This window comes from Nonomuraea sp. NPDC051941 (assembly GCF_044593615.1).
In genome coordinates, this window is sequence record NZ_JBIUCF010000099.1 from 1 (window position 1) to 25,404 (window position 25,404).

Below are 25,404 nucleotides of genomic sequence, written 5' to 3' on the forward strand. Positions count from 1 at the left end.
TGATGCTCAACGAGGAGTCCCGGATGATCGCCCTCGTGGTCACCGGGATCATCGTGATCGGCGGGCTGGCCATCTGGATGCGGTTCGACACCGTCAACCAGCGGCGCAAGGAGGCCCAGAAGGCCCAGGTCGAGGCCGAGTTCGAGGAACTGTCCGAAGAGCCGACGGCAGGTGGCTTCCCGGTGCCGCCGCTCGATCTGCCGCACTACCACGGGGTGCAGCACAAGGAGATTCCCAGTGGGACTAACTGATTGGCTGAACCCCGTCAAGGGCTTCGGGGTCACCTTCCACACGATGTTCAAGAAGCCCGTCACGACGAACTACCCGGAGGAGAAGAAGCCGACGGCTCCTCGCTTCCACGGGCGTCACCAGCTCAACCGCTGGCCTGACGGGCTGGAGAAGTGCGTCGGCTGCGAGCTGTGCGCCTGGGCGTGTCCGGCCGACGCGATCTTGGTCGAGGGCGCGGACAACACCGACGAGGAGCGGTTCTCGCCGGGTGAGCGTTACGGGCGCACGTACCAGATCAACTATCTGCGGTGCATCCTCTGCGGTCTGTGCATCGAGGCCTGCCCGACCCGGGCGCTCACCATGACCAACGAGTACGAGCTCGCCGACACCTCCCGCGAGAGCCTCATCTTCACCAAGGAGATGCTGCTCGCGCCTCTGACCCAGGGCATGGAGCAGCCCCCGCACCCCATGCGGCTCGGTGAGACCGAAGAGGACTACTACCGGCTGGGGCGGACCAATGGGTGAGACCGTCACGTTCTGGGTGCTCGCCGTCGTGTCCGTCGGCGCCGCGCTCGGCATGGTCTTCAACAGGAAGGCCGTGTACTCCGCGCTGATGCTCGGCACGGTGATGCTCTCCCTCGCGGTCCTGTACGCCGTGCAGGACGCGCCCTTCCTGGCCGCGGTGCAGATCATCGTCTACACCGGCGCGATCATGATGCTGTTCCTGTTCGTGCTCATGCTGGTGGGCGTCGACTCCTCCGACTCCTTCGTCGAGACGCTGAAGGGCCAGCGCGTCTGGGCCTCTCTCGCGGCCCTCGGCTTCCTGGTGCTGGTCGTCCTGGCCTTCGGCAACGCGATCTTCGCCGACCAGGCGGGGCTGGCGCAGGCCACGGCGCAGGGCGGCTACATCCGCTCGATCGCGCTGCTGCTGTTCACCAAGTACGTGTTCGCGTTCGAGATCACCTCGGCGCTGCTGATCACGGCGGCGCTGGGCGCGATGGTGCTGGCGCACCGCGAGCGGCTCACCGAGAAGCCGACGCAGAAGGACCTGGCCCGCGCCAGGTTCCTCGGCGACCAGCCCTCGGCGCTGCCCGGCCCCGGCACCTACGCCAGGAACAACGCCATCGACATGCCGGCGCTGCTGCCCGACGGGTCGGTCGCTCCGTCCTCGGTCAACCGGTACATCGCCCGGTACGACGTGGAGCACGACCACCTGCCGGCCGACCCGAAGCTCGCCGATGCCATCAAGCACACGGCCGAGGAAGACGCCGAGGAGCACGCCATCGAGCGGGATGACAGCGAGCAGAACAATGAGGTGACCAAGTGACGACGCACTACCTCGTCCTGTCCGGCCTGTTGTTCGCCATCGGCGCTCTGGGTGTGCTGATCCGGCGCAACGCGATCGTGGTGTTCATGTGCGTGGAGCTCATGCTCAACGCCTGCAACCTCGCCTTCGTCACCTTCTCCAGGCAGGTCGGCAACCTGGAGGGCCAGATCATCGCGTTCTTCGTGATGGTGGTGGCCGCGGCCGAGGTCGTGGTCGGCCTGGCCATCATCGTGACGATCTTCCGAACCCGCAGGTCCGCGTCGGTCGACGACGCCAACCTGCTGAAGTACTAAGAGGTGACTGGTGGAATCTCCTGTTGAGATCATCCAGCACACCGGCGGCGTGATCGGGGTCTCCTGGCTGATGATCGCCCTCCCTCTCGTGGGGGCGGCCATCCTGCTGGTGCTGGGCCGGTTCACCAACCGCTGGGGCCATCTGCTGGGCGTGGCCATGTCCCTCGCCTCGTTCGTCGTGGCGGTGCTGGCGTTCTTCGAGCTCGTCGGGTTCGGGGAAGAGCAGCGCCGGAGGGCGGTCGAGCTCTACGACTTCATCCCCGGCCTGGTGAAGATGGGGCTGCTGATCGACCCGCTGTCGATCAGCTTCGCGCTGTTGATCACTGGTGTGGGGTCGCTGATCCACATCTACTCGATCGGCTACATGTCGCACGACGAGCACCGGCGCAGGTTCTTCGGATACCTGAACCTGTTCGTCTCCGCGATGCTCCTGCTGGTGCTGTCCGACAACTACGTGGGCCTGTTCATCGGCTGGGAGGGCGTCGGTCTGGCGTCGTACCTGCTGATCGGGTTCTGGCAGTTCAAGCCGTCGGCGGCGGTCGCGGCGAAGAAGGCGTTCGTCGTCAACCGCGTCGGTGACTTCGGCCTGCTGGTCGGCATGTTCGTCATCTGGACCACGTTCGGCACGCTGACCTTCAAGAGCCTCGGCGAGCAGATCACGCCGGGCCAGGAGAGCGGCACCATGCTGGCCATCGGCCTGCTGCTGCTCCTCGGCGCGTGCGGCAAGTCCGCCCAGCTCCCGCTGCAGTCCTGGCTCCTGGACGCCATGGAGGGCCCGACCCCCGTGTCGGCCCTGATCCACGCCGCGACCATGGTCACCGCAGGCGTCTACCTGGTGGTCCGCTCGGGGGCGTTCTTCTTCCCCGAGGGCTCGGGCGCGGCGCTCGCCGTCACCATCGTCGGCGCGGCCACGCTGCTCGCCGGTGCGATCATCGGTTGCGCGAAGGACGACATCAAGAAGGGCCTGGCCGGTTCGACGATGTCGCAGATCGGCTACATGATGCTCGGCGCGGGCCTCGGCCCCGCGGGGTACGCGTTCGCGATCGGTCACCTGATCACGCACGGCTTCTTCAAGGCCGACATGTTCCTCGGCGCCGGTTCGGTCATGCACGGCATGAACGACGAAGTGGACATGCGGAAGTACGGCGGGCTGCGCAAGGTCATGCCGATCACCTTCGTGACGTTCTTCATCGGCTACCTGGCGATCATCGGGTTCCCGCTGCTGTCCGGTTACTTCACCAAGGACGGCATCATCGAGACCGCGGTCGAGCACAGCCCGGTCCTCGGCTGGCTGGCCGTCCTGGGCGCGGGCATCACCGGCTTCTACATGTCGCGGATGGTCTTCATGACCTTCTTCGGCGAGAAGCGCTGGGCCGAGGACGCGCACCCGCACGAGTCGCCGGCCGTCATGACCTGGCCGCTGATCATCCTGTCGATCGGCTCGATCGGGCTGGGCGGCTACCTCATCCTGAGCAACCGCCTCATGATGTTCCTCGCCCCGGCCGTCGGCCGGCCGGAGGAGCTGCCCTCGTTCCACGCCACCAGCCCGGCAGGTCTCGCCACGCTCGCGCTCGTCGCGGTCGGTGCGGCCTTCGCCTGGATGAGGTACGGCCGGGCCGAGGTGCCCGTCGTGCAGCCGCGCGGGTCGTTCCTCACCACGTTCGCCCGCCGTGACCTCTACGGCGACGCGCTCAACGAGTCGCTCTTCATGCGCCCCGGCCAGTGGCTGACCCGCATCGCGGTGTTCTTCGACAACCGCGGCATCGACGGGCTGGTCAACGGCCTGGCCGCGGGTATCGGGGGCACTTCGGGGCGCCTGCGGAGGCTCCAGACGGGCTTCGCCAGAACGTACGCGCTGTCCATCTTCATCGGTGCCGCCCTGCTGACCGGCGCCCTGCTCCTCGTTGGGAACCTCTGATGTCACCCTGGCTTCCGATACTCATGGCGGTGCCCGTGGTGGGCGCCATCGTGGTGGCCCTGCTTCCCAAGGGCAGTGACAAGCTGGCCAAGCAGGTCACCCTGCTGGTCTCGCTGCTGACGCTGGTCCTCACGGGTGTCATGGCCGCCGGGTTCAAGCCGGCCGGTCCGCGCTTCCAGTTCACCGCCGAGTACAACTGGATCCCGAGCTTCGGCGTGAAGTTCGGGGTCGGCGTGGACGGCGTCGCGCTCGTCCTGATCGCGCTCTCGGTGGTGCTGGTGCCGATCGTGGTGCTGGCCTCCTGGCACGACGCCGACGGCGTCAAGACCGCCGACGGCACGCTCATCACGCCCAAGCGGTCGGTGAAGACGTACTTCTCGCTGCTGCTGGTGCTCGAGACGATGATGATCGGTGTCTTCGCGGCGACCGACATCTTCCTCTTCTACGTGTTCTTCGAAGCCATGCTGATCCCGATGTACTTCATGATCGGGTCGTACGGCGGCGCCCAGCGGTCCTACGCGGCCGTCAAGTTCCTGCTGTACTCGCTGTTCGGCGGCCTGCTCATGCTGGTCGCGGTCATCGGGCTCTACGTGGTCGGCGGCAGCAAGACCTTCATGTTCCCCGAGCTGATCGGGGTCGTGCAGGACCCGGCCATGCAGAAGTGGCTGTTCGCGGGCTTCTTCATCGCCTTCGCGATCAAGGCGCCGCTCTGGCCGGTGCACACCTGGCTGCCCGACGCGGCCGCGCAGGCTCCGGCCGGTGCCGCCGTGCTGCTGGTGGGCGTGCTGGACAAGGTCGGCACGTTCGGGATGCTCCGCTTCTGCCTGGAGCTGTTCCCCGACGCGGCCAAGGCGTTCACGATGCCGATCGTCGTACTGGCGGTCATCAGCATCATCTACGGCGCCATCGTGGCCATCGGGCAGACCGACATGAAGCGCCTCATCGCGTACACGTCGATCTCGCACTTCGGGTTCATCGTGCTCGGCGTGTTCGCCATGTCGTCGGTCGCCCAGTCCGGCGCGGCCCTCTACATGGTCAACCACGGCTTCGCCACCGGCGCGCTGTTCCTGGCCGCGGGCTTCCTGATCGCCAGGCGCGGCTCGCCGTTCATCGGGGACTACGGAGGCGTGCAGAGCGTCGCGCCGGTGCTCGCGGGCTTCTTCCTGGTCGCCGGTCTGGCCGGTCTCTCGCTGCCGGGGCTCTCCTCGTTCGTGAGCGAGTTCATGGTCATGGTCGGCACGTACTCCAGCCAGGCCCACGGGTCGGGCGCCCTGACGGTGGCCGCGGTGGTCGCCGCGGTGGCGGTCATCCTCGCCGCCGTCTACATCCTGTGGATGGTCCAGCGGGCCATGAACGGGCCGACGGCCGAGCCGGTCAAGGCGTTCAAGGACCTGAACGCCCGCGAGATCTGGGTGCTGGCCCCGCTGGTCGCCCTGATCATCGGCTTCGGCTTCTTCCCCAAGCCGCTGCTGGACGTGATCAACCCGTCGGTGCACCAGACGCTGACCAACGTGAAGGTGCCCACCTCCACCATCGCTGAGAAGGGGACAGGTCAGTGAACTCCATCCCAGCGCCGACGATCGAGTACGGCACGCTGGCGCCGCTGCTGGTGGTGTTCGGCGCGGCCGTCATCGGAGTGCTCGTCGAGGCGTTCGCGCCGCGATACCTGCGTAAGTCGATCCACGTCCCGCTCACCCTGCTGAGCCTGTTCGGCGCGTTCGCCCTGGTGCTCGTCCAGGTGCTGCGCGGCAACGTGCCCACCGCGCCGGTCGCCATGGGCGCGGTCGCGGTGGACGGGCCCGCGCTGTTCATCTGGGGCGTCATCCTCGTCCTGTCGTTCGTGTGCGTGCTGCTGATCAACGACGAGGGCCACTTCGTCGCCTCGGCCGCGGCCGTGCCCGGCAGCGCCGACGAGGAGGAGGCCGAGGCCACGGGCGGCGGGCACACCGAGGTGTACCCGCTGGTCCTGTTCGCGGTCGGCGGCATGCTGCTCTTCCCGGCCGCCCACGACCTGCTGATGATGTTCGTGGGCCTCGAGGTCATGTCGCTGCCGCTCTACCTGCTGTGCGGCCTGGCCCGCCGGCGTCGCCTGCTCTCGCAGGAGGCGTCCATGAAGTACTTCCTGCTGGGCGCGTTCTCCTCGGCCTTCTTCCTGTACGGCACCGCGATGGTGTACGGCTTCGCCGGCACCGTCTCGCTGCCGGGCATCAACGAGGCCATGGCCAGGAGCGCCACGCTCGACCCGATCCTGATGCTCGGTCTCGCGCTGCTCGGCGTGGGCCTGCTGTTCAAGATCGGTGCGGCGCCGTTCCACGCCTGGAAGCCGGACGTCTACCAGGGCGCTCCGACGCCCATCACCGCTCTCATGGCCTCCGGCACGCTGGTCGCGGCCATGGGCGCCGTGCTGCGGGTGTTCTGGGTGGGTCTGGGCAACCTCGACTGGAACTGGCGGCCGATCATCTGGGGCGTCGCCGCTCTGACCATGATCGTCGGCTCGATCCTGGCGATCACGCAGACCGAGATCAAGAGGATGCTGGCGTACTCGTCCATCGCGCACGCGGGCTTCCTGCTCGTCGGCGTGATGGCCACGTTCGGCTCCGCCGAGCAGAACGCGGTCTCCCTCAAGGCGATCCTGTTCTACCTGGCGGTCTACGGCATCACGACGGTCGGCGCGTTCGCGGTGGTCACGCTCGTACGCGACCCTGGCGGCGAGGCCGGTCACCTGTCGCGCTGGGCCGGGCTCGGCAAGCGCGCGCCGGTGCTGGCCGGGGTGTTCGCCTTCTTCCTGCTGGCCTTCGCCGGCATCCCGCTCACGAGCGGCTTCTTCGGCAAGTACGCCGTCTTCGCCGCCGCTCTGAACAGTGGCACGCAGCCCGGCGACTCGATGGGCGGCTGGATGGCCGGCCTGGTCGTGGTGGGTGTGGTGGCCTCGGCCATCGCCGCGTTCTTCTACGTCCGCGTGATCGTGCTGATGTTCTTCAGCGAGCCGGCGGCCGACGGCCCGGCGATCGCGGTGCCCAGTATGGGGACCGTGGCCGTCATCGCCGTTTCGTTGCTGGTTACCGTAGGAGTGGGGCTCTACCCGGAGTCCGTGCTCGGTGTCGCCAACGACGCCGCACACAGCCTGTTCATCAGATAAGGGGATCTCGTATGTCTGCGCCTCCCGTGGTTGACCTTCCCATCGAGGACGAACGGCTGGCGCAGGACGTGGCCACCGGACTGGCCGCGGTAGAGAAGCTCCTGCGTTCGTCGGTGGAGAGCGAGGACGCCTTCGTCACGGAGGCGTCCAAGCACCTCATCGAGGCCGGCGGCAAGCGGTTCCGCACGCTGATGCTGCTGCTGGCCGCGCAGTTCGGCGACCCGTCCGCGCCGGGGGTCGTGCCCGGCGCGGTGGTGATCGAGCTGACCCACCTGGGTTCGCTCTACCACGACGACGTCATGGACGAGGCCCCGGTCCGCCGGGGCTCCCCGTCCGCCAACGCCCGGTGGGACAACACCGTGGCCATCCTCACCGGCGACTATCTGTTCGCCCAGGCGTCCGACCTCCTCGCGGACCTCGGTCCCGAGCTGATCCGCATCCAGGCTCAGACGTTCTCCCGCCTCGTCCAGGGGCAGATCCGCGAGACCGTCGGCCCGCGCGACGGCGAGGACCCGATCGGCCACTACCTGAGCGTGCTCGCCGACAAGACCGGCTCCCTGATCGCCGCCTCCGGCCGCTTCGGCGCGCTGCTGTCCGGCGCGCCCGCGGACGTCGAGGAGCGGCTCAGCCGCGCCTGTGAGGCCATCGGGGTGGCCTGGCAGCTCGGTGACGACCTGCTGGATGTGGCCTCGTCCGGCGCCCAGTCGGGCAAGACGCCGGGGACCGACCTGCGGGAGGGGATCAGGACCCTCCCGGTTCTGTACGCTCTGGCGTCGGAGGAGCCGTCGCGGCTGCGTGAGCTGCTGGCGGGTCCGGTGGCCGAGGAGGATGTGGAGGAGGCGCTGAGCCTGCTCCGCGCCGACCCGGCGATGGCCCAGGCGCGGGCTGAGCTGGAATCCTGGGTGGACCGCGCCCGTGCCGACATCTCCGGCCTTCCCGACATCCCCGCCAGGTCCGCATTTTTGGCGCTATGTGACTACGTGGTCCAGCGTTCCGGCTGATTTCCGGACCCGCTTCGCGGCGCGAGCCGTCCTGAAGCCGTCGTACGTGAAGATCGCCAGGGCCAGCCAGACGATCGAGAAGCCGATCCACCGGCTGGACGGCATGGTCTCCTTGGCGATCAGCACGCCGCACGCGAACTGCAGGACCGGCGCGATGTACTGCAGCAGCCCCATGGTGCTGAGCGGCACCCGGATGGCCGCCGCCCCGAAGCAGATCAGCGGGATGGCGGTGCCGATCCCGCCGCCGATCAGCAGCAGGGCGTGCCCGAGCCCCTGGCTGGCGAACGTCCCCTGCCCGCCGGCGTGCAGGAAGAAGATGTAGCCGAGCGCCGGGAGGATCAGCACCAGGGTCTCGATCGCGAGGCCCTCGGTGGCCGGCACGTTGGCCCGCTTCTTCAGCAGCCCGTACACGCCGAAGCTCAGGGCCAGCGTCAGCGCGATCCACGGCAGCCGCCCGTAGTCGAACGTCAGCACCAGCACCGCCAGGGCCCCGAACCCGACGGCCACCCACTGCATCGGCCGCAGCCGCTCCCGCAGCAGCACCACCCCGAACAGCACGTTGACGAGCGGGTTGATGAAGTAGCCCAGGGCGCTCTCGACGACGTGCCCGGTGTTGACGGCGTAGATGTAGGTGCCCCAGTTGAGGGTCACGACCATGGCCGCCAGCACCAGCAGGCCGAGCTTCATGGGTTGCTTGAGCAGCGGGCGGAACCAGGACCAGTGCCTGCGTACCGCCAGTACGGCCGCGACGGCGACCAGCGACCACACCATCCGGTGGGCGAGGATCTCAACGGCTCCGGAGGGCTTGAGGAGCCGCCAGTAGAGGGGGAACAGCCCCCACATCGTGTAGGCGGCGATCCCGAACAAGACACCGCGCCGAAGGTCAGGCATGAACCCCATCTTCGGGCATTACCACCTTTAAACACAAATGCCTCTCACTATACGGAAATGTGTAGCGCTCCTAAAGCGTTAGAGCCTATGTACTCTGGGACGAGACCTACTGGAGGTAGTGCCATGGGCTGGCTGTTCGGCGGCAACAAGACATCGATGGTCCGGCCCGAGGACGCCCTCCCCGGCCGCCCGGACCCCATGCCGATCCCGTCCCGCCACGCGGTCCTCGACGCCCCCCTCACCCCGCCCGAGGGCCTCGAGATCGCCGACTTCGGCCTCGGCTGCTTCTGGGGCGCGGAGCGCAAGTTCTGGCAGACGCCCGGGGTGGTCACGACGGCGGTCGGATACCAGGGCGGCTACACGCCCAACCCGACGTACGAGGAGGTCTGCAGCGGCCTCACGGGTCACACGGAGGCCGTCAGGGTGGCCTTCGACCCGGCGAAGGTGTCGTACGAGGAGCTCCTGAAGGTCTTCTGGGAGGCCCACGACCCGACCCAGGGCATGCGCCAGGGCAACGACGTGGGCACGCAGTACCGGTCGGCGATCTACTACCACTCACCGGAGCAGCAGAAGGCCGCGGAGGCGTCGCGGGACGCGTACCAGGGGGTCCTGAAGCAGGCGGGCTACGGCGAGATCACCACCGAGCTGGCCCCCGCGGGCCCGTTCCACTACGCGGAGGACTATCACCAGCAGTACCTTCACCGCAACAAAAACGGCTACTGCGGGATCGGCGGAACGGGCGTGGCTTGTCCGGTCGGCCTGACCTCTGGAGAGGCATAGACCTGTGGATATAGCTAGATCCTGGCCCTTGATCGCTCGGCATCCCCGGCGTCGATCAGGGGCCAGAGCCGTTTTCGGCGACAACCTTCACTACATGGTCAAGGGCGTGCCGCCTGCGGCGGCCCGCCGCGCGTCGGGCGGTCGCTAGCCGCGCTGCGGCCTGGGGGCCGGTCGCGGTCAGCACCGCCCACGCGCCTCTGCCAGCGTGTGATCTGCTTTGCTGCGTCCTTCTCCCTGCAGGTGTGGCCGTCGTTCCCCTGCTGGGTGTCAGCGGGAATCGTTAGCATGGCTTCATGACCGCAGGACGGCCTGCTATCCCCAGTGAACTTAGACGCCGTGTCCTTATTGAGGCGGGGCATCGATGTGCGATCCCGACTTGTCGAGCCACGCCGGTTGAGATAGCGCATATCATTCCGTGGTCAAAAGTCAAGAAGCACGAGTTTAAAAACCTTATTGCTCTATGCCCCACCTGTCATGCGCGTTATGATGATCCGCACAATCCACTCGATCGAAAGGCTGTGCGGCAGTACAAAGTTAACCTAAATCCGCTCCTTTCGAGTACCTTCGGTGCTGCGGCGGATTGTATTTCCCTCATCGCTGCTTACCAGGGTTTTCGGACAGCCTTCGGTGCCTGGGTGCGAGGCGAATTGGAGTACGCCGCAGCGAAGGCAAGGGTGAGGTCTATTGCAGCGGACCCCACTGCCCAGGGCAAGCCAGATGGTGGGCCATTCGCAGATGCGCTGTGTGCGCTGCTGGACTTTCAGAGCGCATGGGGGAGGGACGCAGAGGTCTCTGAGGTCGCGGGGGCCATACTCATGCATGTCGCTGAGTGGTCCGACGAGGTCAGGGGTGCTCCTTGTCCTGTACCTGAAGCATTGGCGTGCCGCGATATTACGGAAGAGCTTGCCGAGGTCTCGTCCCGCTTGCATCTGCTGGTCTGTGAAGAGGCTGGCATTCTGGCTAGCGAAGAGTCGCCGGTGCAGAACTTTGCATGGTGAAGCTCTGAGTCTGATTGGATTTCTGTATTAGCTCGTTACTCTCATTTTGTTGGCGCGGAAGACCTTGCCTAAAGGCTTCTTCGAATAAATTCTCTGATAAGAGCGAAGTCGAGCTGCCGCCCTGCTTCCGGTGCTCGGGCCTGGAGGCCCTGCGCTCCGGGTCGGGTTGCCATCGAATTACTTGCCTACCGCAGGCTGCCGTGACTTCTGATGCCTGATCTCGGCGTGTAGATTCCGGGCCAGCTCCTCCAAGGTCTCTCCGCAACGCACGTTAGAGAGGCCGCTGTTCTTGGGCACGCAGTTGACTCGCATGGCCACCCAGCCTCCAGACATGTCGGTGATCTGCCAGCCGGGGAATCTGCTGAGCACTTGCTGCACGGTCAGAGGCACGGCTGCGCTCCGGCGACGAGCGACGAGAGCGGGTGTGCCATGCGCAGTTCCATGTAGCGAAGAGCGACTCGGTGGGCGGCGCGGGCCGGCTGGGTGAAGGGATGCCCTGCGTAGATCGCTCGGTGTCTGCGTGGGTTCCAGCCGGTGCGCCACCAGTACGTGCCGTCCGCGCACCAAACGATCAGGCCGACCCAGACCGACACCATGGGCGTGCCGCAGTCGTGATGGACGTCGGTAGTGATTCCGGCGGAGGCGGTAGTGCGTTCATGTACTGAGCGTCGCCGTCACTAAACCGCAGGTGAACGGCCTAGTGCTGCTGGTGGTACGCCTATTCCCGTCATGAATATCGGTACGGCAGGAGTCGGCGGCTTAACCTAGCGTTGTGACCCAGATACCGCCGCAGTTCTGGTCCGGGCCAGTTGTGGCCGCCGCTCTCGCCGAGTGCGATCTACCAACCATCCTCGAAGAGGTGCGGCGGGTGCACGGTTGGACGCAGGGCCAGCTCGCTGAGGCGGTTGGCTACTCCCAGAGTTGGATGTCCAAGGTGTTGCGGGGCCGTCAGCCGCTCACTGTGTACCAAGTTCGGGAGATATCCATCCAGATCGGGGTGCCGCTTCACTTGCTCCGATTCGGAGCCCGAGGGGATGACGATCCGACGAAGCGCAGAGATTTCGGTAAGGCTCTGGCGTTGACCGCGCTGGCGGGGGTGGCCCTGCCCAAGCGGCCGGATGTGGACGAGACGACGGCCGCCACGCTGACCAGCATCACCGGCGCCCAGCGTCGGTTGGAGGCTGTCACGCCTGCGCGTGAACTCGCTCGTCCGGCGGTGGCGCAGGTCGATCTCGCGAGCCGCGTTCTCGGCCGCGCATCGCGGTCTCCGCATGCTGACCAGATCCGGGCCGGTCTGAGCGAAGCGGCAGGCTTCGCGGCCTGGGTGCATGCCGACATGCAGGACACCGGTTCGGCGCGCTTCTACTACCGTCGCGCCGTCGACAGCGCACGACAGGCCAACAATGCGCTGCTGGCGGCGTACATGATCGGCAGTCTGGCCGCGTTCGAGATCGACGCCGATGATCCGCTGATTGGACTGAATCTGTTGGCGAGGGCGCGGCGGGAGATCGGTGAGCGGCCACCGGCCATCGCCCGCGCGTGGCTGTCCAGCCTCGAAGCGCTCGGCCATGCGACCGCGCGAGACGAGGTGGCAGCGGTTCAGGCGTTGAGCGCGGCTGAGGCTGCAGTACGGGCTGGTGAGCGGGCCTCCGCACCGCCCTGGCCGTGGGTGTTCCCGTTTGATCATGCGAAGCTGGCGGGCTATCGCGCCCTGGTGATGGTACGGCTCAAGCGGCCGGCCGAAGCCGTTGCCGCCTTCAACGAGTCGCTTTCGTCGGCCCAGCCCGGTGCGAAGCAGCGGGGTGTGCTCATGACGGAGGTGGCGGCGGCTGAGGCCATGTCGGGGCGCTACGACGAGGCGCTGTATCTGGCGTCCAACGCGCTCACTGTGGCGACGACGTATGGCTCTGAGCGTGTCCTGTATCGGGTCAAGAGTTTCCGCCGATCGTATGCCGGGCCGTCGTCCAGCGCTCTGCGCTCATTCGATGAGCGTCTTCACGCCACTCTGATCTAGGGGGACCATGGTTCGCATCGCTGTGTCTGGTCATCGGGGCTTGCCGGAGGAGACCGCCGTCCTGATCGACGGCGCGGTACGTAAGGCGCTTGCGGAGTACCGCTCCGGCGTAACCGCGTTGTCCTGCCTGGCGGACGGGGCCGATCAGATCTTCGCTCGCGCGGTACTCGACCTCGGTGGGGTGCTGGAGGCTGTGATCCCGGCCAAGGAGTATCGGGACGGGCTGCCGGGCGAGTGTCATGCTTTGTACGACGAGTTGCTGGGCCGGGCAGTCCGAACTCACAGGCTGGACTTTGTGGAGTCCACCTCGGAGTCGCACATGACGGCCAGTGCTCGGATGCTGGACGACGCCGATGTGTTGTTCGCTGTCTGGGACGGGCAGCCGGCCCGAGGTTATGGCGGCACTGCTGACGTGGTGGCCGAGGCTCAGAGGCGGGAGGTGCCCGTGCGGGTGATCTGGCCCGATGGGGCCCGACGAGATTAGGAGCCTCTAGAACGCTAGGTGCCTGGTCAGGCGGCCAATGGACCTCTAGGCGTGCCTCTAGACCTAGAGGTGGATCTCTCTAGGTCTTAGAGGCACGGGCTCTACTGGTCCTCACGTGCTTGCTGCTGTGCGATCTTGCGAGCGGTGGTGATCCGTTGGCGAGCTATCTCGGCCCAGAAAGCCTCTCCGTGGCGATGGCCGCTGGAGAGCCAGGTCCAACTGTCGGCTGTCTGTTCAGGGAAGTTCAGCGTGACACCTTGCGCCTTCCCAGAACTCGGTTTCCTCCAAATCCAGAGGATCAGAAGGCCCAGGGAGTTCGGCACGTAGTCCAGGTTCGTCCCCGGCGGCATGTGCTGTGGAGCGTTACCAACTCTGGTGAGTGAAGCGGGAGATCTTCGACCGGGCCTCCGTTCTCGGGGCGGAGCACAGGCTGCGGCACTACCCGCACAAGCTATGGGGCTTTGAGATTGACGGGTGGCCAGTCGTGCTGGCAGAGCTCTATATGGCTAGATGTGTGACCAGCTTTGTACGGAGTCCACGAGGCGAGCCGGCGGATGAGCAGATTCGTGATGTTCGAGAATGCGCTCGTGATCTGCGGGTGCTCCTCGGGTGTCCGTCGCCGGGGGTGAAGACGGCGAAGACGAGCCGTTCTGTCACCCCTGCCTGGCATCATCGTTCACAGGACCGAAGGAGAGAGCGAAGTTGGGGAAACAGAAGCGCATTAGAGCTAGCCGACGACCGAAGGGTCCTCGTCCGGTCGCCCTGTATCACGACATGGCGGTTTACGAGAACTTCGAACGTTGTGCTCGCCGTATCTTCGAAGTGGTTAAGTTAGCGCAACGGACGAATCCCGGTGCTCCACGTCACCTGTACCTTGACATCCAGGGGCATAAGAATGACGAAGGCGGCTACGACCGTGATGCGCGGGAGCTGATGCGGCATTTCATCCTTGAGTTTCTCTGGCCTTATCTCTCCGAAGCCCACATGCCGATAATTCACATAAAGAAGAATGAGGGGCAGCTTGACGACCTTCCTGATCTTCTAAGTATTTCTTACCCGGAAGATGAGAACGGATTTTGGTATGATGCGGAACTCTTGCCGATCAGATCGCGAGACTTGGTGGATGGCGGCCGGAAATCTCCACCACTCAAGAGTGTGATTGCCGACTATCTCGGGATGGACGTGCCGTGCTGCCTCGTATGCTGGGGCGAGCCAGCCGAGCGAGCGCATGTCGTGCCCACAGCGCTCGGTGGCTCGATGAATGTCCGCAACTTTGCGCTGTTATGTAAGCGCCACCACGAGCAGGCTCCCGATATCGCCGACGCGGAAGGTTTCTGGGCGTGGGTGGATTATGCAGAAATGAGAGATTCTGGAAGTAAGTGGCAGACGGCTCCGGAGGAGATGCGACGGTGGGTGCAGGAGCACGGTGGACACACTGACATGGCGGACAGGTCGGAAGCCGAATTTTTGGCGGCAGTCAAGTTTGAGCTGAAACATCTCTATGGCTGGGACGATGCGGACTTCGCCGAATTCTCATGGGAATTGCAGCACGAATGTCATCACGTTCTGGAAGTCGCCACCGGGCGACACTTCGGGGTGGAAAAGAAGGTATCCACTTACGCTTGGGCCTACGATGTGGCTTGGTATCGAATCGAGCGCGACGACAACCTTCGGGATCAGCGTCGACGTAGGATCAGGACTTACGATTCTATCCCCAGGTGACGTTCTACCTGCATATCGATGGCTGAGGATGCATCGGGGCAGGCACCTCGTGACCGCCGAAAGTGAGGATCCGATTCAGCTCTGTGGATATCTTTTCAAAGTGCCGAAGGGCTACTGCGGGATCGGCGGAACGGGCGTGGCTTGTCCTGCCAGCCTGACGACCAGCGACGGGGAGTGATGACTCACAGCGCGCGGAGTGGGAGTGAGGTGGAGGCTCTGGCCGGAAGTCTCACTCCCGACGAACGTCAGATGCTCAGTGCTCTCGATCTTCAGCGCCTCGCTCTGGAGAAGGAGGGTCTGGCGCCCGAACACGCGGCGCAGGTCGAGGAACCGATCTATGGCGTTCTCTCCTCTCTCAAGGTGTGGGAATGCTTGATCAACGAGATGGAGGAGTGGTCGCGCGGCCAGGACCGTTACATGGTCTACGAGTACATCAATGACCTGACGGTTCGAGATGGTCTGGAAGAGTACTGCGAGGCTCTGCGTGGGATGGCTCGCACGAAGCTCACCAGCACTCTGGACCGACTCGACGAGCGCTTTCGCGCTGTGACGCATGAGGACGGCGGCGCTGAGCTTGCGCAGTACTGGCGGCCCCTCGCAGAGGGGAACGAGAGCCGATGGTGGTGGACTCGAAGGCCGAACGATCTACCCCAGGGCTGGTAGTCACTAGTAGCTACGGCGACAACTTTCTCTACATGGTCAAGGGCGTGCCGCCTGCGACCGCCCGCCGCGCGTCGGGCGGTCGTTGGACCGCGCTGCGGCCTGAGGGCCGGTCGCGGCCAGCACCGCCCACGCGCTGGCGCTGCCTCGGACTGTGGCTGAGCGGTGCGTCTCGCCAGATGCCGTCGGTCGTTGGACGGCTCCCTCAGCCGGATCCGGGGTGAGTCTCTTGCCGCATGCGCTGCTGCTGCCTGAGGAGATGCTCATGGACTGCAGCGCGGAGCCGGTCGGCTGATTTCGATGCTGACGACAACGCCTCTGCCCAGGGAACGCCGGGGTGCAGCTCATGCCAGGGCGGGCGCGGCCCCCGTCGCCTCGCGCCGGGCGCGTTATTACTGAACCCTTCGACAACGACATTCCATAACGGCTGGTGATCGTCGATCAATAGCCGCACCGCCTTGAGCGGTATCCCAAAGCCATGGCGGCGTGGGTTCGGCGGCTTTCACCACCGAGCCCACGCCGCCGGTTCGTCGTGCTGATCTAGCTCGCCGGCGCGAGTTTGACGGTCAGGGCGCCGGTCTTTTCGGCCTTGGGGTCGAAGAGGATGGTGTAGGTGCCCGCGGCGGGCAGAGTCGTCGCGGAGATGGTGCAGTTGCGGCCGCAATAGATGGGGGAGACCAATGCGGTGCCGTCGGGCTTCTTCACCGATACCTGGGCGTCGATGGAGCTGCCGAAACTGGAGTTGGTGAAGGTGAAGGTCACCTTCTGGTTGGCGGTGCCGTTGAAGGTCCAGGTTCCGTTCTGGCCTGGGGTCATGGTGGTCAGGGTCGAGGTGGCACCGCCGATGGTGATGCTCACCGGAGAGAGGTCGGCGACCGGGTAGGTCCTCAGCGTCAGCTTGCCCACCTGTTCGTCTCGCGGGTTGAATTCGACGGTGTAGGTGCCCGTGGCCGGCAGGGCCACCGGGTCGAGGAAGCAGTTGCGGCCGCAGTAGGTGGCCGCCACCAGCACGGTGCCGTCAGGCTTCTTCACCGTCACCTGGGCGCCGGTGCTGTTGGCGAAGGTGGCGTCGGTGAAGTTGAACGAGACGAGCTGGCCCGTGGTGCCGGAGAAGGACCAGGTTCCGTTCTGGCCGGGCATCGTCGTCGTGAGGCTGGACGCGGCGCCTCCGACCGTGACGTTGCCGCTCAGGTGGGTGATCGAGTAGAGCTGAGCGGTCAGCTTTCCGACATTCCCATCCTGCGGGTCGAATTCCACCGTGTAGGTACCCGCGACCGGAAGAGCAATCGGTTCCAGGAAGCAGTTACGACCGCAGTAGGTGGCCGCCACCAGCACGGTGCCGTCAGGCTTCTTCACCGACACCCGAGCGCCGGTCGTACTGGCGAAGGTGGCGTCGGTGAAGTCGAACGAGACGAGCTGGCCCGTGGTGCCGGAGAAGGACCAGGTTCCGTTCTGGCCCGGCGTCGTCGTCGTGAGGCTGGACGCGGCGCCTCCGACGATGACGCTGCCGGTCAGGTGAGTCACCGTGTAGAGCTGCAGGGCCAGCGAGCCCGTCTTGGCGTTCTGCGGGTTGAGCTCGACCGTGTAGGTACCGGTCACCGGCAGCACGGTCGGCTCGAGCAGGCAGTTGGTGCCGCAGCGGGTGTCGGCGACCAGGTCGGTTCCATCCGGCTTCTTGACCTTGACCTTGATGTCCGAGCTGGAGGTGAACGTCGAACCGGTGAAGTTGAACGACACCTGTTGGCCCTCGGTCCCGGCGAACGTCCACACGCCGTGCTGTCCGGCGATCGTGGTCGTCAGCGTGGACGCCGGCCCCCCGACGGTGACCTGCGCCGCCACGTCCTGCGCCACGAGGTTCACCTGGGCGGAGGCCGAGCCGGTGTAGATGCCGGCCGGGTCGACCACCACCTGGTAGGTGCCGTCCGCCGGCAGTACGGTCGCATCGAAGAAACAAGAGGTGGAGCAGGACTTCTTCGGCAGGAAGACCGAACCGTCCGGTCCGAGCACCGACGCCTGCGCGCTGGTGAACGTTCCGCCCGAGATCGTGATCGAGATCCGCTGCCCGGACTTTCCTGCCAGCGACCAGGTCGGGTTCTGCCCCGGCTCGGTGGTGGTCAGCTTGACCGCGGCGCCGCCCGGCGTGAGCGTCCCGGTGACGTCGCCCGCGACGACCTGCGCGGAGATCGAGCCCACGGCCGCCCCGTACGGGTCGGCGACCACCGTGTACGTTCCGGTCTCCGGCAGCGTGGAGGTGTCGAACGCGCACGACGGCTGGCAGTAGGTCGGCTTGAACAGGTCCGATCCATCCGGGTTGCGCACCGAGGCGCGTGCGTACCCGTTGTTGTCCCACGTCCCGCCCGTCAGGACGAACGCGATGCGCTGACCGGCCGTCCCGGCGAACGACCAGGTGGCGTTCTGCCCCGGCCCGGTGGTGGTCAGCTTGACCGGTGCCCCGCCGGCGGTCAGGGAGCCGGTGACGTCGCCCGCGGTGAGCTGCGCGGAGATCGAGCCCACGGCCGCCCCGTACGGGTCGGCGACCACCGTGTAGGTCCCGGTCACCGGCAGCGTGACCGTGTCGAACGTGCACGACGCCTTGCAGTAGGTCGGCTTGAACAGGTCCGATCCATCCGGGTTGCGCACCGAGGCGCGTGCGTACCCGTTGTTGTCCCACGTCCCGCCCGTCAGGACGAACGCGATGCGCTGACCGGCCGTCCCGGCGAACGACCAGGTGGCGTTCTGCCCCGGCCCGGTGGTGGTCAGCTTGACCGGTGCCCCGCCGACGGTCAGGGAGCCGGCGACATCGCCCGCGATCACCCCTGCCGTCATCGGCCCCGGCCGCGCGACGGTCGGATCGACGACGATCGTGTAGGTGCCGTCCGCGGGAAGCGTGATGGTGTTGAAGGCGCAGGCCGTCGAGCAGTAGGTGGAGCCGTACAGCGGCGTTCCGTCCGGTTTGCGGACCGAGGCGTAGGCGGAGCTGGTGAGCCCGCTGACCCCGAACGCGATCCGCTGCCCGGCCTTACCGGCGAACGACCAGTACGCGTCCTGTCCGGGAACCGTGCTCGTCAGTGTGGAGGGCGCTCCGAGCGCGACCGTCCCGGTGAGGTCGGTCACCTCGAACAGTTGCAGCGCGAGCGAGCCGGTCTTGGCGTCCTTCGGATCCCACACCACCGAGTAGGTGCCGGTGACAGGCAGGGTCTCGGTGTCGATGAAGCAGGTCTTGCCGCAGCTCTGCGACGCCAGGACGGTCCCGTCGGGTCGCTTCACCCGCAGGGTGGCGTCGCTGCTCGAACTCAGGGTGCCGTCGGTGAACTCGAAGGAGACCTTCTGGCCGGCTGTTCCGGCGAACGTCCAGGTGCCGTACTGGCCCGGCTGGGTGGTCGCCAGCGACACCTTCGGCCCGCCGATCGCCGCGGTCTTGACGACGTCGGGCGCGATCGTGCTCACGCTGAGCTTGTAGGCGCCGAACTCGTCCTCGTGCGGTGAGACGCGTAGCCGGTACGCGCCCGCCGCGAGGCCGTCGAGGCGCTTGCCACCGCACAGAGAGTTGGTGGCGACGCTCGCGCCCGCGGCGTTGAACAGCTCCCAGTTGAACCAGAGCCCTGGGCACTCCTGCGCGTCGACGAAGATCGAACCCGGCTGGCCCAGTGTGAACTGGTACTCGTCGCGCGCGACCTCGGTCTCCAGGTTGCCCGCTCCCGCGGCCGGGACGCCGTCCGAGGCCGTGAACGGCAGCGACACCGTGAACGTCTGTGGCGGCGTGACGTCCAGGTCGAGGTTGACGTTGTCGATCCCGAACGCCTGGTTCGAGATGCCCGCCACCCCGGTGGCCGTGGTCTTGAACTCGATCTGGCTCTTGTTGTGGGTGACCGGCATCGTGATCCGGTATTTGGCCCACGGCAGGCCGGTCGCCAGTTTCCCGGTCGCGACGGGCGTCAGCGTACTCGGCGTGATCGTGTACGGGGTGCCGCGGTCGGTCTCGACCTGGACCGTCTCGGTGTCGGAGTCGGACGCCCAGTCGCCGACGGCCAGCAGGTCGAAGCTCAGCGTCCCGCTCTTGTGAGACGGTAGCGCCTGCGCGTAGAACCGGTACGAATCCGTCCCGCTGAACGGCCCTGAGAACGTGCTCACCGCCGGATCGGTCGAAACCCGCGACGGCCGCACGTTCGAGCTGAGCGCCCCCTGGAAGTCGATCGCCAGGTCCCCGTCCTCGTTGACGGTCTGCGCCGTCGGGTCGAGGATGGGTTTCGTCTGCTCGGCGGCGGCCTTCGCGAACGAAGTGTCCGCCGTGAGCGCGATGTCCAGGATGCAGTCGTTGAACTGGAGGCCCGCCGGGACGCCGTTCGCCTCGCACTGCGTGGTCGCCAGCTGGACCTGCTCGGGCGTCAGGTCGGCGACCGAGACGATCTTGGCCGGGAACGATTTGTTCGTGAAGGTCGCGGTGCTCTGGCCCGGACCGTAGGTGAACAGCGACTCGTTGTCGTCGATCCGCCAGGAGTCGGCGAAGCTGCTGTGCAGCACGGTCGGCGAGGCGTTGGCGGGCAACTGGGTGCCGTCCCGCAGCCGCAGGTCGTTCTTCGGGTTGCCGTCGGCGTCGCCGAGCAGGCCCACGAGGTCACTGTCGGGGGTCGGCGGCACGTAGAGGCTGGCGGCGCCCCTCCTCCAGGACAGGGCAGGGCCGGCCACGCCGTCGAACATGACGGCCCACTTGTCGTCCTTGCGCAGGATGAACGCGTTCTTGCCCAGGTAGAGGAGCTTGCCGGTGTCGAGCGTGCGCTTCTCGTTGTCGATGTACAGGTCGTCCTCGTGGAACTCGACCAGGTGGTCGCCGGCCTCCATCGCGGCGTCGAACATCACCGAAACGTCCCTGCCGCCGCTGGCGGGGCTGAGCCGGCCCTGGATCTCCAGGTTCCACTTGTCGGACTGGGCGAGGATGAACTCGCCGACGGACTGCAGGTCGTAGCCCAGGCCGTCCGGGGTGGTGAAGTGCGGTTCGCCCTTCACCAGACTGCCGTGGTGGGTGAAATACCACCACAGGATGAGGCCGACCAGCGCCACAACGCCGAGCGCCAATGCCGCCTCAACCGTGATGAAGCCGGCGTCGATCAGGAACGCCCTGCCCGCCTGGCTGGCGAGGAACAGTTCGATCTCAGCGGTCAGTTCGGCCGCGGCGAGCTCGACGCTGCCATAGGCGCCGATGTCCTCGGCGAGCGTGGTCGGACCGACGGTCCGGATGCCCCTGATCAGCGGCAGAAGGTAGTCCGGGGGCTCCCACTTGAAGTCGTCGTCGTCCTCGTCCACGACCGGGATCTTGGCGGGCGGGCTGTTGGGATCCGCCGGGTCCTTCTGCCTCTCGCACTTGCGCTCCTTCTTCACCTCCCTGATGTCCAGGAGGCCGGAGGCCGGGGAGGTGGCCCTGTAGGTGGACAGCTGGAACCCCTTGGCGCCGCCACCGAGCGGGCACGTCTTTTCCTTGCCGTAGACCTGGAACCAGTCCTCGTACCCGCCCCAGCGGTCGAGGACCGACCCGGCGCGGACGCCGTTGACGCCGTTGGCGGCGATCGCCGAGACGTACCGGCCGACCTGGCGTGCCCAGCCCTCATAGTCCGGGTTGCCCTTGACCTTGGCCTCGACCACCTCGGCGAAGCTGGTGCCGATCCGGTCGTAGTAGACGATGTCGGGCCGATCGCGGCCGTTGTTGAGGTACGTCTCCCACTGGACGTCCGGGTTGATGACCGCGCCGGGCTGTGCGGGCGGCGGGACGCCGAGGTGGTCGTTCAGGTACTTGATGGCGCGCGCCTGCCCGATGGACTCGATGCCGCCGCCGGCGCTGCACTCGTTGGGCTGCTGGTAGATGTAGGTGCCGAGCGCGGGACGGGCGGTCAGGCAGAAGTTGTTGTTGATGCGGCGGCGGGTGGCGTACATGCGGTTGAACACGCAGCGTTTGTCACCTCTGCCGGCGTTCGACCAGTCGTTGCTGTTCGGGGGGCACTGGGCAGCGGCCGCGGTCGCCGCTGCCGCCATTCTGGCCGTTAATGTCTCTTGGACGGGTCCTAACAGTGACGCCACGAGCACACACGCCATAATCACGCAGAGACGCCGCATGCATTCACCTCGGATAAATAGGACATAAATATCGCAGCGGGACGGTACACCATGAAGATCGGCTTGCGGCAGATCTCGAATCACCACGTTCCGTGATCATTGACTAGGCTGCGGTTCGGATCCGCTCTTGGGAGGTACCGTGGTCGTCCACCGGTCGTGGGAAATCGCTTTCGACGCGCCGGCTTCACGGCCGGTGCGGGCGGCTCGGATGGTCGTCGCGGCTCATGGCCTCGATCGGGACGCCGTGCTCGTGCTGGACGCCGACAGCGACGAGTTCGTGACCGTCCCGGGGCTCCCGGCCCACCTCTCCCGCAATACGGTGTCGCTGTCGTCCGACGGGACCCGGCTGGTGTTCCTGTCGCGGCAGGACGACGGCGCCGGACCCACGCGGGTGGTGCTGCACGAGCTCGCCACCGGAGCGCGGCAGGAGTTCGTCTCGGATGGTTTCGTGCGGGCGGCGCTCTCACCGGACGGCAGCCGGATCGCCGTCCTGGCCGACCTGTCGAACGGACCCGGAATCCCCGGCGTGGGCGACGAGATCGCCGGCATCGTGCTGATCGAGACCGCCACCGACGCCCGGCAGCCGCTCTGGTCGGCCGAGGGCTACTGGCAGGAAGACGCCATCAGCTGGTCCCCGGACGGGCGACTCCTCGCCGCCACCTATCTGACGCTGGACGACATCATCACCACCGTCGTCCTCGACCTTTCCGGCAAGGTGATCGGCGTCCACGAGGATCGGGTCGCCCTGCCCGGGGCGCACTCCGTCTGGACGTCCGACCGGGAACTCATCGTCTACCCGGAGCCCGACGACGAGAGCCCCCTCATCGCGATCGACGTCCCGACCGGAAGCGAGCGCCGCTTCACCAGGCGGAACTTCAGCGCCTACCTCGCCATCACCGGTGGCCGGGTCGTGCGTCCGGGATCTTCGCCCGAGCGGGTCGTCACGACCGACTTGAACGACACCGACGAGCGTCCCTTCCTTACCTTCCGCCCCGCCGTGTCGATCGAGGCCATCGACATCGTCCCGTCCGCCGTCAGGTGACCCGATTCACCTCCGCTTCGGCTCCAGAGCGCCAGGCCGGCCGCTGAGTAGTCCGGTGTTCTGCGTCGTGCCGCCAACTTGGACGGACGCGTCTCCGGCCGCAGGATCCCGACCGGCCGCCGCTAACTCAGCGCCGTCGACAGCCACTTGCCGCCTACCCGTACGTAGAGGCGTCTGTTGGTCGAGTCGACCGCAAGTGTCCCGTCGACCGGGGTGTGCGTGAACGAGGCGTCGCTGACCGCGCCCGCGACCATCCGCAGCGGTGGGTTGGGCTGGTTCTTGGTCGGGATGGTACCGCCGGACTGCCCTCCGATGTTCGCGTGGCAGTTCTCCACGCGGAAATCGCCGGTGCTTGAGGCTTCGTAGTAAATGTGAGTGCCGGTCGGCTTTGTGGAGTAGCGCCCCACGACGTTACGCAGGACGGCGGTCGAGCCGGAGCCGGAGTAGAGATCGATCCCGGAGTTGACCGTCGCCGCCGACGGACTGTTGGCGATCAGCACGTTCTCCAGGGCGCCGGCGCTGCCCGCCCAGGCGATGATGTTCTGCGCAGTGGAATACCCGGAGGCAAAACCACCCGCGTAAGCATAGATATTGGACGCATAGACATGCCTACAGGACGCGTCGACCTTCAGATGAGGGCCGCCCTGCATCCTGGAGGTTTCGAATTTGCAGTCCGTCAGATAGATCCCGTTGGGATTATTGTTCTTCGCGGTGCCCTGGGTGATCCACAAGGCGCCGGTGCCGAATGCCTCCATGCGGCATCCGATGAAATGGATCTGGTTGACGTTGTCGGCACTGTATCCCCAGCCGGTCATGGCCGAGGAGTTTCGAAGCCACACGTTGGGCTGAGTAGTGCTGTCCGCTGTGCCGGTGCTCTCCTCGATCACCAGATTGTAGAACCTGGAGTCCCAGAACTCGACGGCGTCGATGCACAGGTCGTTGTTGCTCGACATGAAAACATCACGAAAGTAGGAGTTGTCATTGTAGTAAAGCTCGAGCAGCAATCCGGTCTTGCCAGTGCCGTTGAACCCGAGGTTTTCGATCGAACAGTAGCGCCGATGTTTCGACCCGCTCGTGTCGGTTGGGGCTCCGGACATACGCAACAGGATGCCGTTCGCCTTCTTGACCAGCGTGGAGGCCTTGCTGCTCGCGCCGACCAGTCGGATTCCGTTGCCGCCGATGGACAAGGCCGGGCCGCCGGCCGTCGGGGTGACCGCGTACGCCCCCGCGGGGAAGTACACGGTTCCGCCGCCGGCGGCCACCGCCGCATCGATCGCGGCCTGGATTTTCGGGGTGTCGTCATCGGCCCCGTTGCCGAGCGCCCCGTAGTTCTTGACATTGAACCAGTCCAGCGGGGCCGTCTCCGCCGCTGCGGACGGGGTCTTCGCGATCATGGCGGCACCCGCCAGCCCTGCGGCGGTGCCCCACAACGCCCTGCGCCCCATGCTCGGACTCTTCGGCTCCGTCACGCCACAGCCCTCCTAGAGATCAACTTGGGGATTAAATCAGTTCTAGACCGATTCGCGAACAAAAATCAGGACGAATCGGGCACATTTTGAGCCCTTCTCAGAACTGTCACAACTGACCATTATCGTGAGCCACTGATCGTCGCAGGGTCGTGACCTGCCCGCGGAGGATGCGCGCCTTCTTCTGCAGCCACCCGAACGCATCGCCCGCCCGCCCGCCGTCCGGGCGTGCGGCCTGGGGGCCGGTCCCGGACGGCGGCGGGAGAGCGGGTCGGGCACCGAGTGCCGGTCCTGCCGTACCAACCGAACGCCCGATGAGGGTTGCCGCGCCGCCGCACAGATGCAGCTCTACGATCGCCACTACATGGCTGGACGCCGTACGTGCTTGCGGGCGATCGACGATCCAGGGTTCGTTCCTCACCCTGGGCCACGGGAAACGCGGGCAAGGTCCCGGGGAGTAATGGGCTTTGAGGTCGCGGCGATGCCGCCGGTGTCGCTGGTTGGTTTGGGTTGGGTTGTGGACTCCTCGGGCAGGTAGCGGCGCTCGCGTGACTGCCGCTCGTTGTGCATGTCCGGTCGCTGGGTCAGCGGTGTCGCCGGTACTGCAGATATACGATCCCGTTGCTGGAGGCGGTGCTGGAGACCAGGTCGAGTTGGTAGGACTTGGGGACGCCGTCGAACAGGCGGGTGCCCTCGCCTGCGACGTAGGGGAACATGCTCAGCCGGAGTTCGTCGATCAGGTCGAGCCGCATGAGCGACCGCCAGAGGCTAACGCCGCCCCATACTATGATGTGGCCGTCGCCGCCCAGCCTGAGCTTGTCGATCTCTTCTGTCGTGTCACCAGCGGCGATGGTGGTGTTGGCCCAGTCGGCCGTCTTCAGGGTCCGGGAGAAGACGACCTTGCGCCCGGCGTTCAGTATGTCGGCGAACGGGTGGTCGGTGGAGGTTGTCATGCCCTCAGCGATGCCCTCGTAGGCGGTGCGGCCCATGATGTGCGCGTACGCGCTCTGGAGAAAGTCGAGGTGCGCCGGGGCGTCGGGCTCACGGTTTTCGGGCAGGCCGAAGCAGAACTTCCAAAACTCGGTGTCCTCGTCGGCGAGAAGGCCGTCGAGGGAGTAGTTGAACACTGTCGCTATCAGCTTCCGCATGATCAGAACTCCGTGGTCTCGGGTCGTCGGGGGACGTGCGTGTCCCGGGCCGCAGCGCTCGCGTGGCCGCGGCGTCTGTGGCCTGTCGCTGATGCTGTGACGAAACATGGGCCCCGGCCATCGCGCGGCAGCGGACAGTAGATGGGCAGACGGGATCGGTGGCGCGGTCGTGATGGTGTGACCGGCCA

The 25,404-nt window shown here is 66.2% G+C and carries 19 protein-coding genes and 1 pseudogene; 15 read left to right on the forward strand and 5 right to left on the reverse strand.

Features of this window, described 5'->3' with window-relative positions; genetic code table 11:
• The 8 genes and pseudogenes from ACIHFD_RS66030 to ACIHFD_RS66065 form a co-directional block, all read left to right on the forward strand.
• A pseudogene (locus tag ACIHFD_RS66030) lies at positions 1 to 251 on the forward strand (NADH-quinone oxidoreductase subunit H); the annotation flags it as partial.
• Complete coding sequence (gene nuoI / locus ACIHFD_RS66035; protein WP_363985821.1) at positions 238 to 753, forward strand: NADH-quinone oxidoreductase subunit NuoI; 516 nt, start codon at positions 238 to 240, stop codon at positions 751 to 753. The pseudogene ACIHFD_RS66030 and the gene nuoI, both read left to right, overlap by 14 nt.
• A complete protein-coding gene (locus ACIHFD_RS66040) occupies positions 746 to 1,555 on the forward strand; it encodes an NADH-quinone oxidoreductase subunit J (RefSeq protein WP_397375652.1) in 810 nt (269 codons plus the stop codon). Before nuoI ends, ACIHFD_RS66040 begins: the two co-directional genes overlap by 8 nt.
• Positions 1,552 to 1,848, forward strand: a complete 297-nt coding sequence (nuoK, locus tag ACIHFD_RS66045) for an NADH-quinone oxidoreductase subunit NuoK (RefSeq protein ID WP_185069996.1) — start codon at positions 1,552 to 1,554, stop codon at positions 1,846 to 1,848. Before ACIHFD_RS66040 ends, nuoK begins: the two co-directional genes overlap by 4 nt.
• Before the next feature lie 70 nt (positions 1,849 to 1,918).
• The gene (nuoL, locus tag ACIHFD_RS66050) at positions 1,919 to 3,766 is read left to right on the forward strand and encodes an NADH-quinone oxidoreductase subunit L (protein WP_397375665.1); all 1,848 of its coding nucleotides are present in this window, start codon (positions 1,919 to 1,921) and stop codon (positions 3,764 to 3,766) included.
• Complete coding sequence (locus ACIHFD_RS66055; RefSeq protein ID WP_350733443.1) at positions 3,766 to 5,325, forward strand: NADH-quinone oxidoreductase subunit M; 1,560 nt, start codon at positions 3,766 to 3,768, stop codon at positions 5,323 to 5,325. The genes nuoL and ACIHFD_RS66055 overlap by 1 nt, the downstream gene beginning before the upstream one ends.
• The gene (nuoN, locus tag ACIHFD_RS66060) at positions 5,322 to 6,905 is read left to right on the forward strand and encodes an NADH-quinone oxidoreductase subunit NuoN (RefSeq protein ID WP_350733445.1); all 1,584 of its coding nucleotides are present in this window, start codon (positions 5,322 to 5,324) and stop codon (positions 6,903 to 6,905) included. Before ACIHFD_RS66055 ends, nuoN begins: the two co-directional genes overlap by 4 nt.
• Positions 6,906 to 6,916: 11 nt before the next feature.
• Positions 6,917 to 7,906 (forward strand): polyprenyl synthetase family protein, encoded by a 990-nt coding sequence (locus ACIHFD_RS66065; protein ID WP_355206541.1) that lies wholly within the window; start codon positions 6,917 to 6,919, stop codon positions 7,904 to 7,906.
• Here ACIHFD_RS66065 and rarD read toward each other — a convergent pair.
• On the reverse strand, positions 7,874 to 8,797 hold the full coding sequence (gene rarD / locus ACIHFD_RS66070) for an EamA family transporter RarD (protein ID WP_397375653.1): 924 nt from the start codon (positions 8,795 to 8,797) through the stop codon (positions 7,874 to 7,876). The two genes, ACIHFD_RS66065 and rarD, sit on opposite strands and share 33 nt — an antisense overlap.
• A gap of 123 nt (positions 8,798 to 8,920) precedes the next feature.
• Between rarD and msrA the strand changes: the two genes are divergently transcribed.
• From msrA to ACIHFD_RS66100, 6 genes are all read left to right on the forward strand, one after another.
• Positions 8,921 to 9,577 carry a peptide-methionine (S)-S-oxide reductase MsrA gene (gene msrA / locus ACIHFD_RS66075; RefSeq protein ID WP_397375654.1) on the forward strand — a complete coding sequence of 219 codons (657 nt, stop codon included), beginning with the start codon at positions 8,921 to 8,923 and terminating at the stop codon, positions 9,575 to 9,577.
• Positions 9,578 to 9,870: 293 nt separating this feature from the next.
• The gene (locus ACIHFD_RS66080; RefSeq protein ID WP_397375655.1) at positions 9,871 to 10,575 is read left to right on the forward strand and encodes an HNH endonuclease; all 705 of its coding nucleotides are present in this window, start codon (positions 9,871 to 9,873) and stop codon (positions 10,573 to 10,575) included.
• A gap of 772 nt (positions 10,576 to 11,347) precedes the next feature.
• Positions 11,348 to 12,589 carry a multiprotein-bridging factor 1 family protein gene (locus ACIHFD_RS66085; RefSeq protein WP_397375656.1) on the forward strand — a complete coding sequence of 414 codons (1,242 nt, stop codon included), beginning with the start codon at positions 11,348 to 11,350 and terminating at the stop codon, positions 12,587 to 12,589.
• Positions 12,590 to 12,596: 7 nt separating this feature from the next.
• Positions 12,597 to 13,073: a hypothetical protein gene (locus tag ACIHFD_RS66090; protein ID WP_397375657.1), complete on the forward strand. Its 477-nt coding sequence runs from the start codon at positions 12,597 to 12,599 to the stop codon at positions 13,071 to 13,073.
• Between the two features lie 774 nt (positions 13,074 to 13,847).
• Complete coding sequence (locus tag ACIHFD_RS66095; protein ID WP_397375658.1) at positions 13,848 to 14,795, forward strand: HNH endonuclease; 948 nt, start codon at positions 13,848 to 13,850, stop codon at positions 14,793 to 14,795.
• A gap of 207 nt (positions 14,796 to 15,002) precedes the next feature.
• The gene (locus ACIHFD_RS66100) at positions 15,003 to 15,458 is read left to right on the forward strand and encodes a hypothetical protein (protein ID WP_397375659.1); all 456 of its coding nucleotides are present in this window, start codon (positions 15,003 to 15,005) and stop codon (positions 15,456 to 15,458) included.
• 202 nt (positions 15,459 to 15,660) lie between these two features.
• Here ACIHFD_RS66100 and ACIHFD_RS66105 read toward each other — a convergent pair whose 3' ends face one another.
• Together ACIHFD_RS66105 and ACIHFD_RS66110 are read right to left on the reverse strand one after the other, a co-directional pair.
• A complete protein-coding gene (locus tag ACIHFD_RS66105; RefSeq protein ID WP_397375660.1) occupies positions 15,661 to 15,909 on the reverse strand; it encodes an Eco29kI family restriction endonuclease in 249 nt (82 codons plus the stop codon).
• Positions 15,910 to 15,995: 86 nt separating this feature from the next.
• Positions 15,996 to 21,392, reverse strand: coding sequence for a VWD domain-containing protein (locus ACIHFD_RS66110; protein WP_397375662.1), 5,397 nt, complete (start codon positions 21,390 to 21,392; stop codon positions 15,996 to 15,998).
• A 376-nt stretch (positions 21,393 to 21,768) separates the two neighbouring features.
• Here ACIHFD_RS66110 and ACIHFD_RS66115 point away from each other — a divergent pair, with 376 nt between their 5' ends.
• Positions 21,769 to 22,602, forward strand: coding sequence for a hypothetical protein (locus ACIHFD_RS66115; RefSeq protein WP_397375663.1), 834 nt, complete (start codon positions 21,769 to 21,771; stop codon positions 22,600 to 22,602).
• A 122-nt stretch (positions 22,603 to 22,724) separates the two neighbouring features.
• Here ACIHFD_RS66115 and ACIHFD_RS66120 read toward each other — a convergent pair whose 3' ends face one another.
• Both ACIHFD_RS66120 and ACIHFD_RS66125 read right to left on the reverse strand, forming a co-directional pair.
• Positions 22,725 to 24,071 carry a glycosyl hydrolase family 28-related protein gene (locus tag ACIHFD_RS66120; RefSeq protein ID WP_397375664.1) on the reverse strand — a complete coding sequence of 449 codons (1,347 nt, stop codon included), beginning with the start codon at positions 24,069 to 24,071 and terminating at the stop codon, positions 22,725 to 22,727.
• Positions 24,072 to 24,652: 581 nt separating this feature from the next.
• Positions 24,653 to 25,216: a dihydrofolate reductase family protein gene (locus ACIHFD_RS66125; RefSeq protein ID WP_350733461.1), complete on the reverse strand. Its 564-nt coding sequence runs from the start codon at positions 25,214 to 25,216 to the stop codon at positions 24,653 to 24,655.
• Positions 25,217 to 25,404: the final 188 nt, after the last annotated feature.

Coding starts and splice junctions, on each gene's coding strand:
- ACIHFD_RS66040 (WP_397375652.1), top strand. CDS start 746: ATGGGTGAGACCGTCACGTTCTGGGTGCTCGCCGTCGTGTCCGTCGGC.
- nuoL (WP_397375665.1), top strand. CDS start 1,919: ATGATCGCCCTCCCTCTCGTGGGGGCGGCCATCCTGCTGGTGCTGGGC.
- ACIHFD_RS66055 (WP_350733443.1), top strand. CDS start 3,766: ATGTCACCCTGGCTTCCGATACTCATGGCGGTGCCCGTGGTGGGCGCC.
- ACIHFD_RS66065 (WP_355206541.1), top strand. CDS start 6,917: ATGTCTGCGCCTCCCGTGGTTGACCTTCCCATCGAGGACGAACGGCTG.
- rarD (WP_397375653.1), bottom strand. CDS start 8,797: ATGCCTGACCTTCGGCGCGGTGTCTTGTTCGGGATCGCCGCCTACACG.
- msrA (WP_397375654.1), top strand. CDS start 8,921: ATGGGCTGGCTGTTCGGCGGCAACAAGACATCGATGGTCCGGCCCGAG.
- ACIHFD_RS66080 (WP_397375655.1), top strand. CDS start 9,871: ATGACCGCAGGACGGCCTGCTATCCCCAGTGAACTTAGACGCCGTGTC.
- ACIHFD_RS66090 (WP_397375657.1), top strand. CDS start 12,597: ATGGTTCGCATCGCTGTGTCTGGTCATCGGGGCTTGCCGGAGGAGACC.
- ACIHFD_RS66095 (WP_397375658.1), top strand. CDS start 13,848: ATGGCGGTTTACGAGAACTTCGAACGTTGTGCTCGCCGTATCTTCGAA.
- ACIHFD_RS66115 (WP_397375663.1), top strand. CDS start 21,769: ATGGTCGTCGCGGCTCATGGCCTCGATCGGGACGCCGTGCTCGTGCTG.
- ACIHFD_RS66125 (WP_350733461.1), bottom strand. CDS start 25,216: ATGCGGAAGCTGATAGCGACAGTGTTCAACTACTCCCTCGACGGCCTT.